The 16,525-nt window shown below is 45.3% G+C and carries 10 protein-coding genes; 2 read left to right on the top strand and 8 right to left on the bottom strand.

Annotation, left to right across the window (positions count from 1 at the left end; translation table 11 throughout):
• Window positions 1–142: 142 nt before the first annotated feature.
• The 3 genes from QUB52_RS00110 to QUB52_RS00100 all read right to left on the bottom strand — a co-directional run bounded on the left by QUB52_RS00110 (window position 143) and on the right by QUB52_RS00100 (window position 2,851).
• Window positions 143–556 (bottom strand): acyl-CoA thioesterase, encoded by a 414-nt coding sequence (locus tag QUB52_RS00110; protein ID WP_265236709.1) that lies wholly within the window; start codon window positions 554–556, stop codon window positions 143–145.
• Between the two features lie 159 nt (window positions 557–715).
• On the bottom strand, window positions 716–1,162 hold the full coding sequence (locus tag QUB52_RS00105) for a tellurite resistance TerB family protein (protein WP_265236748.1): 447 nt from the start codon (window positions 1,160–1,162) through the stop codon (window positions 716–718).
• A 384-nt stretch (window positions 1,163–1,546) separates the two neighbouring features.
• On the bottom strand, window positions 1,547–2,851 hold the full coding sequence (locus tag QUB52_RS00100) for an ATP-binding protein (RefSeq protein ID WP_332972199.1): 1,305 nt from the start codon (window positions 2,849–2,851) through the stop codon (window positions 1,547–1,549).
• A 125-nt stretch (window positions 2,852–2,976) separates the two neighbouring features.
• Here QUB52_RS00100 and QUB52_RS00095 point away from each other — a divergent pair, with 125 nt between their 5' ends.
• On the top strand, window positions 2,977–3,309 hold the full coding sequence (locus QUB52_RS00095) for a TMEM14 family protein (RefSeq protein ID WP_332969081.1): 333 nt from the start codon (window positions 2,977–2,979) through the stop codon (window positions 3,307–3,309).
• A gap of 612 nt (window positions 3,310–3,921) precedes the next feature.
• On the opposite strand, the gene QUB52_RS00090 is transcribed toward QUB52_RS00095, so the two are convergent.
• Together QUB52_RS00090 and QUB52_RS00085 are read right to left on the bottom strand one after the other, a co-directional pair.
• Window positions 3,922–6,477 (bottom strand): protein kinase domain-containing protein, encoded by a 2,556-nt coding sequence (locus QUB52_RS00090; RefSeq protein ID WP_265236714.1) that lies wholly within the window; start codon window positions 6,475–6,477, stop codon window positions 3,922–3,924.
• 9 nt (window positions 6,478–6,486) lie between these two features.
• Window positions 6,487–6,645 carry a hypothetical protein gene (locus QUB52_RS00085; protein ID WP_265236716.1) on the bottom strand — a complete coding sequence of 53 codons (159 nt, stop codon included), beginning with the start codon at window positions 6,643–6,645 and terminating at the stop codon, window positions 6,487–6,489.
• A gap of 331 nt (window positions 6,646–6,976) precedes the next feature.
• Between QUB52_RS00085 and QUB52_RS00080 the strand changes: the two genes are divergently transcribed.
• Window positions 6,977–8,215, top strand: a complete 1,239-nt coding sequence (locus QUB52_RS00080; protein WP_332972200.1) for a glycosyltransferase — start codon at window positions 6,977–6,979, stop codon at window positions 8,213–8,215.
• Window positions 8,216–8,328: 113 nt separating this feature from the next.
• Here QUB52_RS00080 and QUB52_RS00075 read toward each other — a convergent pair whose 3' ends face one another.
• From QUB52_RS00075 to QUB52_RS00065, 3 genes are all read right to left on the bottom strand, one after another.
• Entirely contained in the window at window positions 8,329–10,602 is a 2,274-nt protein-coding gene (locus QUB52_RS00075; RefSeq protein WP_265236721.1) for an FdhF/YdeP family oxidoreductase, read from the bottom strand.
• Between the two features lie 135 nt (window positions 10,603–10,737).
• The gene (locus tag QUB52_RS00070; protein WP_265236723.1) at window positions 10,738–10,884 is read right to left on the bottom strand and encodes a hypothetical protein; all 147 of its coding nucleotides are present in this window, start codon (window positions 10,882–10,884) and stop codon (window positions 10,738–10,740) included.
• A gap of 40 nt (window positions 10,885–10,924) precedes the next feature.
• The gene (locus tag QUB52_RS00065) at window positions 10,925–16,126 is read right to left on the bottom strand and encodes an nSTAND1 domain-containing NTPase (protein WP_332972201.1); all 5,202 of its coding nucleotides are present in this window, start codon (window positions 16,124–16,126) and stop codon (window positions 10,925–10,927) included.
• Between the last annotated feature and the right edge of the window lie 399 nt (window positions 16,127–16,525).

The raw sequence follows: 16,525 nt of genomic DNA, 5'->3' as shown, positions 1-16,525 counted from the left end.
GCCCATAGCCCATAGCCCTATGCCGTTCGCGTACCTCATCTTTCTGATCAAGGCTATAAATAAGTCGGAATGAATTTTCAACTAAACAGAAATTTGAGTGTCATTACCTGCTATTATTTAAAGATAGAAGTTATCTGAAATCTCACATTTCAAATTGCCTCATCCACTGCATTAAGTCTTCAGATAGCTGTTTTCTAGTTCGCGTTACTGCATCGATGCAGACGTGCTTAGTAAGAGCTTTAGCGGCGCTTCTTCCTGCAACTTCCCCAGAAAATACTTGATAGGCAATTTCAAATTCATCGCCAGCAATTTGTTTGGGCGTTAGTTGAATCGTCAGCCGATCGCCCGCAAACATAGGGCGATAAAAATCTACAGTAGCATGAATTACGGGCAAAGCTGCCTGGGGATTGCTAAAAAATTCTTTGAGATTGATGCCCGATGCTGCTAGAGATGCCTCGTAAGCTTCGTGGCACATCGCCAAAACGTTAGCAAAGTAAACGACTCCAGCAGCATCGGTATCTTGAAAGCGCACAGTGCGGGTGTAAGTGAAAGGCATTTGAGGTAGTAGCGGGCGATCGCAAATTAAAGCTGAATTTTACCAACCATCATATCGGTAAACCAGCACTTTTGCAGCAGCGATCGGCTAACTAAGCAGCGGCTAATTTTTTATATTCTCAAACTCGCCCTCCTCACTCCTTCCGCTTCCCCTGCTTTCTTAACCTTTGTTTTTTATCAACATCACGTCTATAATCTTGAGGGCAACTTCTTCGGAAAGATCCAATGCACAGTAAAGATCATTCAAAAGTTGTTCTTCTTCTTCTGAGACTTCGCCATCTGCTAAAGCGATATCAGTTGTCACAGCAAAAACTGTTTCTTTAAGTTCGTCTGGAAGCGTTGCCAAAGCCGCATCAAACAGTACCTGAACTCCTTGTCGTTGCAGGATCATCAGCAGCCGATCGAGCATTTTTCGCATCACATCATCTGGATAGCTGCGGAACAATTGCATCCGAGATAGCGTCATACTAATCGCTTTACTTTCGCTGTCGTTGATGTAACCATCGGCTGCTACGGCAATTAGCGCGATCGCCGCAAATGCTTCGGCAGGCCCTAACGTGACATCAGTTTGTTGGCGAGTCTGCGATACTTTATCAAATAAACCCATGATACTTTCCTCATTATTTAGTAGTCGATTCATGGAGTCCCGATGGGCTCTGGCTTTAGATGTTTCCTTGGCTGGGAATTTCGACAATTATATCAAATCTGCTGAGTTATTTATTATCAATAAAATTATGAAAAAATTAAGAATTTTTATTTTGCCCTTCGGCGCTGCAAGGGTGGGTTGATTCAGAGCCTGAATTACCTTGCGATATCTCCGTTCAGTTGACAGTTGACAGTTGACAGTTGACAGTTGACAGTTGACAGTTGACAGTTGACCTGGAAGAAAGAGGATTGCAGTAATGAATCGTCTGATTTTAATTTCTCCATAAAAGGGAGAGGCTTTAAACCAATTCTTTCTGGTAAAACCAGCTCTCCCAGCGCAGACAATCTACTTGTCAAACAAAGCTAAATCTGCTTTTAGGAAATCAACAAACTGCCGCGCAGTCCTTCCAGATCGCCCATTGCGACGAGTTGCCCATTCCTTAGCGCGGTGCTCCAAATCCTCAACAGCGAGCTTGATCCCAGCCAGTTCTGCCAAATGTCGGACAATGCTTAAATAAGTGTTTTGATCCGCAGGTTCAAAAGTTAAAGTCAAGCCAAACCGATCGCTAAATGAGAGTTTTTCCTGCACAGTATCCCAAGCGTGAACTTCGTCTCCGTCGCTGGGGCGAGGCCTATCATCAAAAAACTCTCGAATTAAATGCCTGCGGTTAGATGTGGCGTAAACTACAACATTTTGAGGCCGGGCGGTGACATTGCCTTCCAAAACCACTTTCAAGGATTTAAAAGCATCATCATCTTCTTCAAAGGAAAGGTCATCGACAAAAATAATAAACTTTTGAGGAACTTCCCGCAACTTCTCCACAATTAGTGGCAAATCTTGCAAGTCAGATTTAGATACTTCAATCAAGCGCAGATTGCGATCGCCAAATTCATTTAACAGCGACTTCACCAAAGAAGACTTACCCGAACCGCGACTCCCGTACAGCAAAACGTGCAAAGCCGGATAACCAGCCAGCAAAAACTCCGTATTTTTCACCAGAGCATCGCGCTGCCAATCGCAGCAAACCAACTCTTTCAAATTTATGCGATCGGGATGCGAAATACTCGCCAACTGCCCGGAGCGCCAGCTAAAAGCGCGATATTCGGCAAACAAACCAGTACCAAAATTTCGGTAATATTCTGCCAAAGATTCCGCAGCACCAGACCATTTTTCCAGTTGTCCGTGCAGGGGTTTATCGCCCGGTTCTGTTACAGTTTCGGAATGCCAAATCGGAGGCACTACGTCAAGTTGACCCGCTACTCGCACCCACTTACTCAACTGTTCGCTGCTGCATTCGTAAATATTTTGCAGCACTTGTAAATCGTGTCTGGCGGCCTCCACCAAAGCTGGTGGCAAACTCGCAAAATCTGTTTGTTGAGCCTTGCGAGAAAATGGATTTTCGTCTTTGAGAATTTCCCAAATCAGAGAATCTTTCCAACTCAGATTTTGAGCGGCCTGAACTTTGAACCATTTGCCGTAAGCCACCTGACAGTCTAAAGCGCTGACTTCGCTGTGGTGGAGAGCTTGCAGCAAGTCGAGAAAGGCTTGAGCTGCGGGGCTTGTGAGGACTGATTGATACAGCAGCAGGGATGCTGCTTGGCGTTGGAGGTAACGGATTTGGGCGATCGCACCAGAAGTTAAGGCTGACATAAGGGCAATTGTATAACAGTTAGATACTCTGACTGGGTTTAATAAATTTTCTAACAATTTGTGACCGCAATCGCAGCTATCGCTGTATAAATTTAGATGCACTTGTGAAATTTGGGGCATTAAAAATGAATTTAGGTATAGCAGCGGCGATCGGCTACGGCGTTTTGACACTAATTGGTGGCATCATGGGTTACATCAAAGCCAAAAGCCAAGCCTCGCTCATTTCCGGCCTGATTAGCGGTTCGCTGCTAATTTTTGCCGGCAGCGCACAACTCATGGGACAAACTTGGGGTTTAACATTAGCAGCAGCCATCTCCGCTGTTTTAGTAGTAGTCTTTATTGTACGGTTGGTCAAAACTCGCAAGTTTATGCCCGCTGGGATGCTGATTTTAGCTAGTTTGGCGTCTTTGGGTGCGATCGTTTACGAACTCAGCGGTCAATCGATGTTAGCTTTTTGATTTTATATTTTAGATTTTAGAGTTGAGACTTTAGATTAACTCCACAGCCTTTACTGGGAGTTTAAGCTAAAGTCAATCGATTTTAGATTTTAGATTTTAGATTTTAGATTAACTCCACAGCCTTTACTAGGAGTTTGAGCTAAAATCTAATTTTTTTGTCCATGACTTAATTGTGTGGCTTGCATAGCCTTTCTCAGAAACAGTGCGGTACGCTGGTATTTTGCGTAATTGGTAATTTAGTTCTGTACCCATGAATACCCAGAAACCGGGTTTTTCAACTAAAATATTAGCAAAAATCCTTAATCTCGGTGAAAAAACCCAGTTTCTTGAGCCTGGTATTGCACCCATGCTTGGCACTTTCCCAAATTCTTAGAAAATGAGCTTAATTACTGCAATTAAATAAGAGGCGAGCCGTAGCAGCGCTAGCGCAATTATCTGTTTAACTGGTTCCCAGGCTCCAGCCTGGGAACTGAGATCTAGAGGCTCTGCCTCCCTTGAAAAAATGCAGGCAGAGCCTCCGGATCTGCGTTACCAGGCTCCGGCCTGGTAACGAGTAGAAGGAGATGATCCCCTCTTCCTTCTTCCTTCTTCCTTCTTCCCTCTTCCTTCCGATTATCTGAGCCACAACTTAATAGTATTGTCTTTAGAACCGCTAGCAATAGTTTTGCCATCGGGACTAAAAGTCACTACATAAACCTCATCGGTATGTCCCGTCAAAGTATTCAGCAATTCTCCGGTTTCAAAGTCCCAAACTTTAATAGTTTTATCCTTGCTCCCGCTAGCAATAAATTTCCCATCCGGGCTGATAGCAACTGAGACAATATCATCAGAATGTCCCTTAATCGAACGAATTAAATCTCCACTTTCGAGATTCCAAATTTTAATGCTTTCATCGTAGGAACCGCTAACAATTGTCTTGCCGTCTGGACTCACAGCAACCGATCTCACCGCGTCGCCGTGTCCCTCCAGAGTTTTGATCAACCTCCCCGTTGCTACATCAACAATTGTAATTTTTTTATCCTTAGAACCGCTAACCAAACTTTTGCCATCGGGAGTGAAAGCAACAGAATAAACAAAATCTGTATGGTCTGGTAAATTGTAAATCAAATTGCCAGTTGCTGCATCCGAAATCTTGGTGGTTTTGTCTCCGCTGCCGCTAGCAACGAGCTGTCCGTCGGGGCTGAGAGCGACAGACCAAACAGATGCAGTGTGATCGAGACTGCGAGTAACTTGCCCTGTTTTCAAATCCCACAACATGACTCTCCAAAAACCTGTTCCTGTCGCCAGTTTCGTACCCTTTGCGTCGAAAGCAACCGACCAAATGGTGGAGGAATCTCCGGGGAAAGTGCGGATCGATTTGCCTGTGGCTAAATCCCAAATTTGGATGGTTTTGTCTTTGGAACCGCTGGCTAACATTAAGCCGTCTGGACTGAAAGCAACAGCCCCAACTGCATCTGAATGCTGAGCGAAGTTTTTGACTTTGGCGTTTTTCCAGTGGAGACCTGCTTGGCACTTTTCTTGTAAGTTTTGAGCGGACGTATAGGCGCTGGAAGTGTTGGCAATTGTTGGTATTTGGCTGATGCAGCCTTCATAATTGCTTTCTTGATAAAAAGCATCGATTCGATTGAATTGTTGGGCTTCTTGCTGCACTAGCTGCTGTCTTTCTTGCCATTTGAGGTATCCGTAAATTCCACCGATCGCAGTTAAGAGTGCTGCAATGGTTGCTCCGGCGATATAAGGATTGAATTTGCGAGGTTCTTTGGGGACAATTGCTGCGCTGCTGGTGCTGGGGCTGGCGATCCTCTCCGTTGGCGTAGCCCCCGTAGGGGCGGGCTGCGCTAACGACAAATCCCCTTTTCCGTTCAAATTTACCTCCGGGGATACCGCCGGAGTTGCCTGCACGCCGAGTGGAACAGCGCTGCTGGCTAGTGGCGGATTGGGGTTGCGGTGTCCCTCCAAAACTATGGCGATCGCCTTATACAATTTACCGAATAAAGATTTAGGAACGACTAATTCTTCGATTCTCGTGGCATCTTCGTCGGTAAGTCCTAAAACTTGCTGCAAGCGTTTTAATTCCTCGCGAGTTTCCACAGAAAAGGGATATTCTTGCTGCATGGCTTCTTGCAGAGATTGTTCGTAGCGTTCGCCTTTTTCCCTGTATTTACGATAGGGGTTCAATACTTCATCTTCCATCGCCTCTGCTTCTTCAGGTTGCAATTCCAAACTGACGCGCAATTCTTCTAATATTCTCCGACCGACGACTGTAATGTCACCGCGATTGCTGCTGCGCCGATCGACTTCTTCGCGATAGATTGTGAGTTTGGGTATCCGCGCGCGCGATCGATCGCCAATTTTCCGCAAATCTGCCAAAGCCTCCGCCGCCGACTGGTAGCGCTCCCGAAAATCGTAGCGCACCATATTGTCCAAAACATCGGACAGCGCTTGGGAGCAGGTGGTTAAATGGCGCCAAACAATTTCGCCTCGATTAGAATTTTTCAAATCCCGCAGTTTGGGCAAATCGTAAGCCGGCAAACCCGTCATGGCTTGAATGCCAATCATTCCCAAGGCGTAGATATCGCTGTTGAGTTGTGGATTATATTGAAATTGCTCGATCGGCATATATTCCAGCGTACCAATCCGCACAGTTACCGGCGCTTGTCTTTGAGCGATGTGAATCTCTTTCACCGAGCCAAAGTCGATCAAAACTAACTTGTTGTCCGCATAGCGGCGGATTAAATTTGCTGGTTTAATATCTCGATGAATTACGCCCTGTCCGTGTACAAACACTAAAATTTCTAATAGTTCCTTCAGCAAAGGAATAATTTTTTCTTCGGTAACAGGTTTGCCCGGTACAATCTCGGTGGATAGCGAGTGACCGGCAACAAAGGATTCAACTAAGAAAAATTCTTCATTTTCTTCAAAATAAGCAAATAGCTGAGGAATTTGGTCGTGTTGACCGAGCTTTTCTAGAACTTCTGCTTCTTTTTGGAAAAGACGGCGCGTAGTATTAATTAATTTCGGTTCGCTGCTACCGGGACGCAGGTGCTTGACAAAGCACTGCGGTTCACCGGGGCGACGAATATCTTTCGCCAGATAGGTTTGTCCAAATTCTCCTGTTTCTATGACTTCAAGGATTTGATAGCGTCCATCTAAAAGTTGGCTCACCATGATAATAACTTAGTTGCTCCTGGGCATTGGGCATTGGGCATTGGGCATGGGGAATTGGGAATTGGGAATTGGGAATTGTTTTTTCTTTCCTTCTTCCCTCTTCCTTCTTCCTTCTTCCCTCTTCCTTCTTCCTTCTTCCTTCTTCCTTCTTCCTTCAACTTCTGGCATACTTTATTTTTTCAACATCTGCAAAGCTTGATAGCCCAAAAAGAAAAAACCCAAAGCGCCGACTACCGCTATCGTATTCGCAAACACATCGACTGTCAGAAATTCGCCCATTGCAATATCCTCTCTTAACTGATATCTATCCTCGGCTTTTCGGTCGCTGACTGGGTGAGGGGTCTTGCCCCTTGCTGCGGTAGAGCCGAAAGATGCTCACAAATTATAGCAAAGGAGGCGGCCGAAATAACTTTTTGGGCGATCGACTAGCTTTTTGTTTTAATATTTTTTAAAATTTAAGGAGACAAATTGTGCACCGAAATTTTGAGGTCAGTTCGCTTTGATATTGTTAACCCTGGTAATTTTTTCTCTCATAGTAAGTAGAGCTTACACTAAGAATTTGCGCCTCAGCGTCAAAAATGCGCCTCGCACCGACAGCAGTAGGGATCAGCAGTTATTTCCGTCGGCGGGGGACTTCCCCAAAGTTTCGGTAATCGTACCAGCCTACAACGAAGCTGAGAATATTCGGGATTGCGCGATCGCCATTTTGGAGAGTACAGCCCTGTCTGTGGACAACCTAGAGGTTTTGATTGTAGACGATCGATCGACAGACGACACCAAGGCGATCGCCCAAACTCTACAACAACAGTTCAACGACCCCCGCCTCAAAATATTAGCAGGTCAGGCGCGACCGGCCAACCAATATTGGGCGGGCAAAAACTGGGCCTGCGCCCAAGCTGTTCAGGAAGTAACCGGAGAATTTCTATTATTTATCGATGCCGACGTGCGGCTGAAACCGGGGGCGATCGAAACGGCGATTGCAACAGCAGAAAATGGCAAAATAGACTTGTTTACCTGTATGCCAGCGCTGGTTTGCGAGTGTTTTGCCGAATGGTTAGTGCAGCCGTTAATGTTCAATCACCTAGCAGTTTGCTTCGATTTTACGGCGGTTAATGATTCCTCAAAAACAGATAGTGCTTTTGCGGGTGGCCCATTTATGCTGTTTAGGCGATCGGCTTACGAAAAAATCGGCGGACACGAAGCAGTTGCCGGCGAAATTGTCGAAGATGTGGAATTAGCTAGACGCATCAAACGTGCAGGTTTAAAGCTCGCACTTTATTCGGGTTCAAATTTGGCATCCGTGCGGATGTATCGGTCTTGGAGCGCATTGTGGGAAGGCTGGACAAAGAATCTGTATCTCGGCGCTAAGCGCAGTTGGGGAATGATGATTTACATGGCCGCAATTATGTTATTTCTTTATCCGATGCCGTGGTTGGCATTAGGTATTTTACTGGCTAACGGCGAAATCGCCAACATAATTACCAATCACCAATTAGCAATTACTAATTACCATTTGCCGATTACTTTGTTAACTATTGGTTTATCTGCGATCGTAATTTGGCAGCATTACACTTTACGCCGTTTGGGTGCCGAAATTTCCGACTGTCCGACGAAATACTGGTGGTTGGGAGGTTTGGGAGGAGTCTTAATTGCGGCAATTGCGATCGGTTCCGCCATCAAAACCGAAACTGGTTGGGGATGGACTTGGCGCGGGAGAGCTTTGCAAATTAAGAGTTAATTCAGACTTAAGCATGGGGCCGCAGAAACCGGGTTTTTTACGACAATACTTCGTTATAACCGGCAGATTCGGTAAAAACCCGGTTTCTTTAGTCAGAGTGCGCCCAAAACTGATTAAGCTTCTGCGTATACCAAAGCAGGTACTCGCTTGTAAGCAGGCGTGCCCGATCGCTTTTCAATCTCCGGGTGAAAAATTACATTAACTTCAGGATAAAACATCAAAGCAGCACCCTCACGAACCGCCCCATAAATCACTTCCACATTTTCCATTTTCCCCACATTTCCCTGTACCGTAACCCGCTGATGTTCTTGCATACCAGTGCTTTCTGCATCCGCGCGATTCATCAGAATGCAGTTGCGGTGTGGCATTCCCCGGTACTTGTCATCAATTTTATAAACCACAGTATTGTGCTGAGAATAACTGCGCCCCGTCATCAATGCCACCACTAAACCCCGCACCGATTCCGATACTCCAAACTCTTTAATTTCCGGTAGTTTCAGCAAGGGCAAAGGCGTTACAAACATCTTGGCTTTGCCGGAATCAGTCGGGAATTTAGGTTCCGTAAAAATCCGCCCGCTGATAGTAAACTCCTCTTTGGTTTCATCAATTGTTGCCATTTTTTCATAGCCAGGAATCGTTTTAGCAATCAATTGTCGAACATATTTAGTATCTTGAAGTTGTCGCCAATCTACCGGATAAGTGCCATGAATTCGGCTCGCCAATTCTGTCAAAAAATGCACTTCTGGAATTAAATCAGCATCTTTGAGATGAGTTTCTCCTTCATCATTGAAACGTACAAAATTATTACCAGATTCTACCGTTGTTTTGTGGGGATTTTCAAAGCGATTCAGCACCGGCAGCACAATTGTATTGTACTTTGCCAATCCGCTAAAATGTCCTAAGTTTGGTTTAGTTGCGAGGTAAATAATGGTTTCAATCTTGCCTAAAGCACGTTTTGCCTCAGTTGAATCTGGATTTGCCCCGTACAAGTTGCCACCCAAACAGATCAGCGTATCGACTTTGCCTTCATCTGCTGCTTCAATGAGCGATCGAGTATTGTAACCCTTAACAGCGCTCAGGGGACGCCCCAACAACTGTTCGAGAGTATGTTGGATTTCTTTTTTCAGCTCCACAGTCACGCCCATAGAGCCGAATCCTTGGACGTTTGAGTGTCCTCTCACCGGCATTAATCCCGCCCCTGTTTTGCCGACATTTCCCGTCATCAAAGCAGTGTTGGCCAGGCTGAAAACATTATCTACGCCGTTTTGTTGTTGAGTAATTCCCATCGCCCAACCGAATACAACCCGCTTAGAATTGCCGATGATTTTAGCTGCTGCCTCAATTTCCGCTTGAGAAACCCCGCAAGTTTTAGTAATAGTTTCCCAGTCGGTTTCGCGGGCGTGCTGCACTACCGCTTCCCAGCCTTCTGTGTGGGCTTGCAAGTATTTTTCGTCTAACAATCCTTGTTCGATTACCGATTTTTGAATTCCCACAAATAGGGCTGTGTCGCTGCCGGGAATTGGTTGCAAGTAGAGCGAGGAAATATCGGAACCGGGGACGAGAGATTTGACGGGAAATGCTGGAGAACCAAACTTGACTAACCCGATTTCCATCACTGGATTGATGACAATTACTTTACCGCCTTTGTCGCGAATTTTAATCAACTCGTTCATGAAGCGGGGATGATTGTAGGCAGAATTCGCGCCCGCGAGCACGACGCAATCTGCTTGCTTCAAGTTTTCTAGACTCACTACCGAGGTGCGGGTAGCAAACATTTCGCTTAACCCGGTTGTCGAGGGAGCGTGGCACAAATCCGAACAATCTGCTAAGTTATTGGAACCCATCGCGCGCATCATTAATTGCAGCAGAAAAGCCGCCTCGTTGGAAGAGCGGCCGGAACTGTAAGATGCCACTCGTTCCGGGCTTTTGCGAAATCCAGCCTCGGCAATTTCATAGACTTCTTGCCAAGAAATGCGATCGTAATGAGACGAACCAGCCCGCAAAATCATCGGAAAACTCAGCCTTCCTAGCCTATCTGCTTCCATTGAAGTTAATTGCTGGAGTTCTTCAATTCTGTGCTGTTCAAAATAGTGAGTCTTGACAGCAGGTTTAATTTCAGCCGAGATTGCTTCAACGCTTTTCATGCAGCGCTGAAGTTTTTCGCCCTCTTCATTCGTAAAGCCTCCTTTCTGCCCGCCAGTGCCCCAAGAACAGGACAAACAAGCACTATTGTGTAGCAAAGTTTTCCAAAGTTTCGGCCCTTCCGGGGACAAAGTATGCTCTGCCCAAAACTGAATTACGGGTAAACCGCCACCGATGTCTGGTGTTTCCTCATTTTTCTCGCTGAAGGGCGGAACGGGTTGGATATTTTGGGAGTTGATTTCCATGCGGTTTACCTTTTATTTGAATTGGGAGTTGATGTGCAATTAAGTTTATTAGTCTAATTTACCGCAAATTTACAGCACAAAAAATGAGTCAATAGATAGATGTTTTAAGAAGACCCGGCGGTTCCAACCGCCATCTTATTTTACCAGAAAGAATTGGTTTAAAGCCTCTCCCTTGTAGGGAGAAATTAAAATCAGACTATTCATTACTCCAATCCTCTTCCTTCTTTTGTCAAGTGCTGTCAACTCTTCTCCCTTGCGAGCGGGTAAGCTGTCAACTATCAACTATCAACTATCAACTGTCAACTGTCAACTGAATGAAGGTTTACTTCCTCTTATTTAACGCCTGCTTCCCAAACCCAAGACAAAGCATTCGATCGCCCTCAGTGACATTTGGGTCATTCTGCAAATAATCCCCCAACCACTCGCAACTCCGAGCAATAATATTATTCAGCTCCAAATTCTCCACAGGCAACAGAATTACAGTCCGATCCCTGCTAGCAAAACCGAGAGTTTTGCTGTCAGAACTAAAAGTAACGCTCAACACCCGATCGCTCGATTCCAAAGTCTTCGATAGCAGCGCCTTCTTGCCGTCAAAATTCCACAGCTTAACCGTATTTCCCGCACTCGCCGCCGCAATCAACTTGCCGTCAGGACTGAAGCTCACGCTTTCCACAGTATCGCTGTGGTCGAGTTTTTCAGTTAAATTTGCGGTCTTGCCATCAAACCCCCACAAGTAAACTTTTTTGTCAGCGCAAGCAGCAGCAACAGTCTTGCCATCTGGACTGAAACTAACATTTCTGACACTATCCGCGTGATCGAGAGTTGTCAGAATCTTCGCCGACGTACCGTTAAATTGCCAGAGGTAAACTCTATTTTCTCCGGCAATTTCAAAAGCATTTTTCTTGTCGCTTGCCTTGTCGTCAGTAGCAGTAGCAGTAGCAATAGTTTTGCCGTCGGGGCTGAAACTAACGCTAATTACTGGATTGCTGTGATCGAGTTTTGCCAACAAAGTTGCTTTAGCACCGTTCCAGCGCCAGAGGTACAATTTGCGATCGGCACTGGCGGCGGCAATTATCTTGCCATCTGGACTAAAACTCACGCTTCTCACAATGCCACTATGACGCAGAGTATCTAACAGTTTCCCATTTAAACTCCAGACTTTCACCGTTTTGTCATCGCTGGCAGAAGCAACAGTTTTATTGTCCGGCGAAAAGCTCGTCCAGGTAACAGAATCCTTGTGACCTATTAAGGTTTTAATTAAACTGCCATCAGGGCGCCAAAGTTTCACCGTCTTGTCGCCGCTAGCCGAAGCAATTGTTTTGCCGTCCCCACTAAAACTTACTTTATAAACCCAGTCTCCGTGTCCAGATAAAATCTTATTCAACGGAGTGCTGTTTGGTTGCCAAATTTTTACCATTTTGTCCTTACTGGCGGAAGCAATCGTGCCATCACTGCTGAAAGTTACGGCCCTCACGTCGTCTTGATGTCCTCGAAAAGTGTTGAGCAAAGTGCCGCTGCGACTCCAAACTTTCACCGTATCGTCGGCGCTGCCGGTGACAATTTTTTCGCCGTCGCGACTGAAACTCGCGCTAACAACTGCATCGTTGTGTCCTTTGAGAGTTTTGATTTCCTCACCCTTTCGGTTCCAAATTTTGGCTGTGGTGTCGCCACTGGCTGAGACGAGTTGTTGGCTGTCGGGACTGAACTTAACGCTGTAAACAATGTCAGAATGTTTGGTTAATGTTTTGGGATTAATTTGAAATTTTTGGGTTTTACCTTTGCGATTCCAAAGTTTGATAGTTTTGTCAACACTTGCTGAAGCAATTGTTTTGCCGTCGGGGCTGAAACTGACACCGAGCACCCAGTCTTTGTGTCCGGTTAAGGTTTGCACCAATGTTTTTGTTTCCAGGTTCCATATTTTGATGGTGTTGTCGTGACTCCCGGAGGCTAGGGTTTTGCCGTCGGGGCTGAAGCTGACGCTGGTGACGATATCGCGGTGGCCCGATAAAGTGGCGATCGCACTTTTGTCGTTATCCACTTGCCAAATTTTAATTTTGCGATCGGCGCCACCAGTTGCGATCGTTTTCCCATCCGGGCTAAAACTAACACTCGTCACGATATCATCATGCTTGAAAGTCTTTAATAACTTACCTGATTTGCTCACCAATTTAACAGTTTTGTCAGCACTTGCTGAAGCAACTGAATTACCATCTGGACTCACACTCACATCCAAAACAAACTTGCTGTGTTGCTGGAAACGGTTGCTTTCTTGCACTCCAGAAATAGCTTGTCTGAGCCTCTCAGCAATTGTATTTTTAGTATCCACAGGTAGCGCGGTACTTTTCAGAGAATCGCGGCCGATTTTGATACTATTTTCCAACACTCCTAATTGATTTTTTTCATTAGAAAGCAGCAAAGCTTCCGACGCCGAATTTAGGGCATCAGTCCGACTTGTTTCTGCTTCTTGGCGCGCGCTTTCTGCTAATTTTGCTTGCTCGAATCCCATCCACGAAACACCTCCGAGTACCAGCAATCCTAGAATCGCCGCCCGCAATTGCCATCTCCGACTTTGATAAAGTTGAGCTTCCGCTTGGTGTTGTTTGTCTCTAGCTAAGCGCTGGTTGTCTCTAGCTTCCGACAGCAAAGCATCTCGCTCTCTATCTTTGCGAATTTGTTCAATTTCATCTCGGTTAATTTGGTTTTGCTTGCGGAGTTCCTCGAATTCTGCCTTTTTATCTAATTCTTGTTGCTGGCGGATGAAGCTAACTAGATAATCGTGAACGAGCTGATAAAGCTCTGTCGGTAGTTCTGTCCACCGAAAAACTAAACCGGATTTGACTAACAGTTCTAAGACTAAATCTAATTTGTCAGTAGCTGCAAATATAGCCAAATCAGAGGCTAATTCGGCGCGGGTTTTTAGGGGTCGAATCTCATCTTCATCTGTGAGAAAATACAAAATTCGACGTGCAGCCCCTTCATTTTCCGGCCCGCAATCTTTGATGACTTCTTCGAGAAATCTTTCGACTAATTTTTGTTGCGGATTGTTGCCCAGATCCTGATATTGAGTTAAAGTTCTAATGTCCTCTTGTTGGAGTTGAGCGCCCACAAGTTGCAGTTCGATCGGGCGGACTTCTCCCAATTCTCCAGCTAAATCTTTGACTAATTCTTCGATCAGCTCAGGTTCTAAGTAAAACTGCGATCGTTCAGTTAAAGTGCGAATTACCGCTCGCGCATCGCCCTGGGAAAAATTACCCAAATAAAACAGAATATCTTTGCTGAGAATGTCCGCCAAAATATCATTTTTGATGGCTTGTGTTGGTTTTTTTGGTCGGGAAAATTCCAGCAAATAGTGCAGGTAATCTTCCCGTAAAGACAGGATAACTTTTAAATACTTGATTTTCAAGCATTCCCGCAAAAACTCAAAAAATATCTTTCTTTCTGCTGGCTCTTTCCACACGAAAAAGAATTCTTCAAATTGGTCAAATATCAGAACAGTCACTAGATGTTCTGAATTTGTTTGCAGCTCTTTGATGATTTTCTCATATTCGATCGCCTGTTTTTCGACAATTAATTCTACAGGCTGTGACTGCTCAATCCGATCCTGATTGATTAGGGCCGAATCGCCGTTAAATTCCTGCCGCAGATTGCCGTTGACTGCGCCTGCTACGGTCAAATCTCCCGAAGCTGCTCCCGGTACTGCATCGAAATTTTCGCGATCGAATATTTCAGCTTTCCCCGCAGATAACTGTCTGGTCAATTCCCGCGGCCAGTTGTTGTAAACTTGCAGCACTACAGGCAAAACAGTCCGCATTTCGATCTTTTTTTGCTTGAGTGCCGGCACTAATCCCCCGGTGACAATTGAACTTTTACCAACTCCAGACTGACCGTAAATTACTGTCAGTTTGTCTGGGGTATTGTTCATCCTATATATCAAGCGGTTGAGGTCTGCTTCTCTACCGGAAGCTGTAATTTCGTCAGCAATAGTAGCAGCAGCGGCAACTGTTTCGGCGGCGGGATTAATCGCTTCTCTGTGCGGCTGTAATTTTCCGGCTCCAATAAAAGCTCGGAAGCGATACGTATGTTCTACCGCTCGATAATCTTGCTTAAGCTGAAATGCTTTGAGATATTCTCCCCGCTGAAAATAGAATCCTCGCAGCATTTCTAAAACGCGCAAATACAGTTGTGGGTTGTAGCAAGGTTCGGTTTCTGAGCGAGCTAGCTCTAAATGTGCGATCGCCTCCTCAACCTCGCCCAACTCGCTCTGTGCCTCTGCTAAAATTAACAAATACAAGCCTTGATGCTGCGATTTTAGAGCCGTTCCGTGTCCCGTCGCTTCAAATTTTGAGTTGAGAGAGTGTAGGGCGACTAAAGCCCATTCTTTCGCCCCTTGCCAATTCTTTTGCTCTAAGGCTACTCTAGCCAAAAAGCCGTAATCTTGAGCCAAATTAACTGTTGAGTTTTCCATATTTTCATGTAACCTCCGAGCTTTGATAGCTAAATTCCAGAGTGCATCCCAATCTTCTAAATGCTGCAATACTTCGCCGAGTTGATTGATGAATATACCGACGAGATCTGGCTGTCCGGCGCGTTCGAGAACATCAATACATTGCTGAAAATAATTTTTAGCTTCCGTCCAGTAAGGACGGTTGCCACTGCGGTGCTTTTCTGCTTGAAAACGGTAGCAAAGACCGATGTGAAAGAGTAGAATCCCCTCTAATACTGGTGCAGGGTGAACAGTAAATAACAAATCGCTAAATTCTGTTTTTGAGCCGATAAATGCTACTTGATACTTCCAAAAAGTGAGACTTTTTTGATACAATTCAAGGGCCGCCTGAATGCGGTGGCTAGCATATTCGTCTCGACCGCGAATAAATTGCAAACTGGCTTCAATAGCTCGTTCTAACCTGATGTTGCAAGTTTGCAAGTCTTGCCTGGCCGACTCTAATTCAGTTAAAGAATTGGCTCCGAGAATGGTAGAGTTGCTTAAACGCCAATTGCCACTTTCTAAAATCTTGCCAAAAATGCGATCGCAACTTTTGCCCAAGAAATTTACCAACTCGTCGGGGCCGAGTACAAATTCCACGCTTGTCGTCCAAGTCTCGATATCCGTGACTAACCGAATCAGTTTTTTTAAGATTTTGTCTGTCACCCACAGCACCACCGGGAAGGGAAAATTATTGCGAAATTCTTCCCTGACGTAGTTGGTAGATGTCAGCACGCGATCGATCGCACTTACGGACTCCAATCCAAACACCATTAAAGCTTGGGGGTGGCTACCGTCAAGTTCGGTTTCTATCGTCGTGTACAGAGTTTTAACAGATGTCGGGAGGACAAGTTCTCGAATCTCGACACCAGACTGCTGCCGCAATTGCCGTACAGTTTCCTCTCGCATCGCACTGTAATTGCACCTGACCAAAATCAGCGAAAATTGCCCCTGAGACATGGAGAGAGTCCGGGAGAGAGTTTGCAGCGAACTTTTATTTTGCTCTGCTGCGGTGTCTTGGTGGCAGTGCGAATTAGTCATAATATTTTAAAATCCTGATAGATATAGATGCTTTCAGTTGACAGTTGACAGTTGACAATTGACCTGGGACAGCACTTGACAAAAGAAAGAAGAGGATAGGAGTAATCAATCGTCTTCTTTTAATTTCTCCCGATCGAGGAGAGGCTTTAAACCAACGCTTTATGGTAATACATATCGCTTACCAATTAGCAATTAGCAATTACCAATTACCAGACATACCTCATCTTTTTTAGAAAGGCTATAGCGGTTCTCAAAAAAGTGAGGTATGCCCTATTCCCTATGCCCTATTCCCTATGCCCTATTCCCTATGCCCAGTCGTCCGCGAATCTTTCTGAGAACCGCTATATATTTCTCGTTACCATACCCAAAATTCGTAGAAACCCGGTTTCTAGCTGCCCG

Origin of the sequence: Microcoleus sp. A6-C6 (genome assembly GCF_036705955.1) — a bacterium.
GTDB lineage: Bacteria > Cyanobacteriota > Cyanobacteriia > Cyanobacteriales > Microcoleaceae > Microcoleus.
Note: the sequence above shows the minus strand (reverse complement) of the source record. Positions and strands in the feature narration are given on the sequence as shown.

What these genes read in the sequence shown, in the direction of transcription:
- QUB52_RS00095 (WP_332969081.1), top strand. Translation starts at nt 2,977, where the DNA reads ATGAATTTAGGTATAGCAGCGGCGATCGGCTACGGCGTTTTGACACTA.
- QUB52_RS00105 (WP_265236748.1), bottom strand. Translation starts at nt 1,162, where the DNA reads ATGGGTTTATTTGATAAAGTATCGCAGACTCGCCAACAAACTGATGTC.
- QUB52_RS00075 (WP_265236721.1), bottom strand. Translation starts at nt 10,602, where the DNA reads ATGGAAATCAACTCCCAAAATATCCAACCCGTTCCGCCCTTCAGCGAG.
- QUB52_RS00090 (WP_265236714.1), bottom strand. Translation starts at nt 6,477, where the DNA reads ATGGTGAGCCAACTTTTAGATGGACGCTATCAAATCCTTGAAGTCATA.
- QUB52_RS00110 (WP_265236709.1), bottom strand. Translation starts at nt 556, where the DNA reads ATGCCTTTCACTTACACCCGCACTGTGCGCTTTCAAGATACCGATGCT.
- QUB52_RS00100 (WP_332972199.1), bottom strand. Translation starts at nt 2,851, where the DNA reads ATGTCAGCCTTAACTTCTGGTGCGATCGCCCAAATCCGTTACCTCCAA.
- QUB52_RS00085 (WP_265236716.1), bottom strand. Translation starts at nt 6,645, where the DNA reads ATGCCAGAAGTTGAAGGAAGAAGGAAGAAGGAAGAAGGAAGAAGGAAG.
- QUB52_RS00065 (WP_332972201.1), bottom strand. Translation starts at nt 16,126, where the DNA reads ATGACTAATTCGCACTGCCACCAAGACACCGCAGCAGAGCAAAATAAA.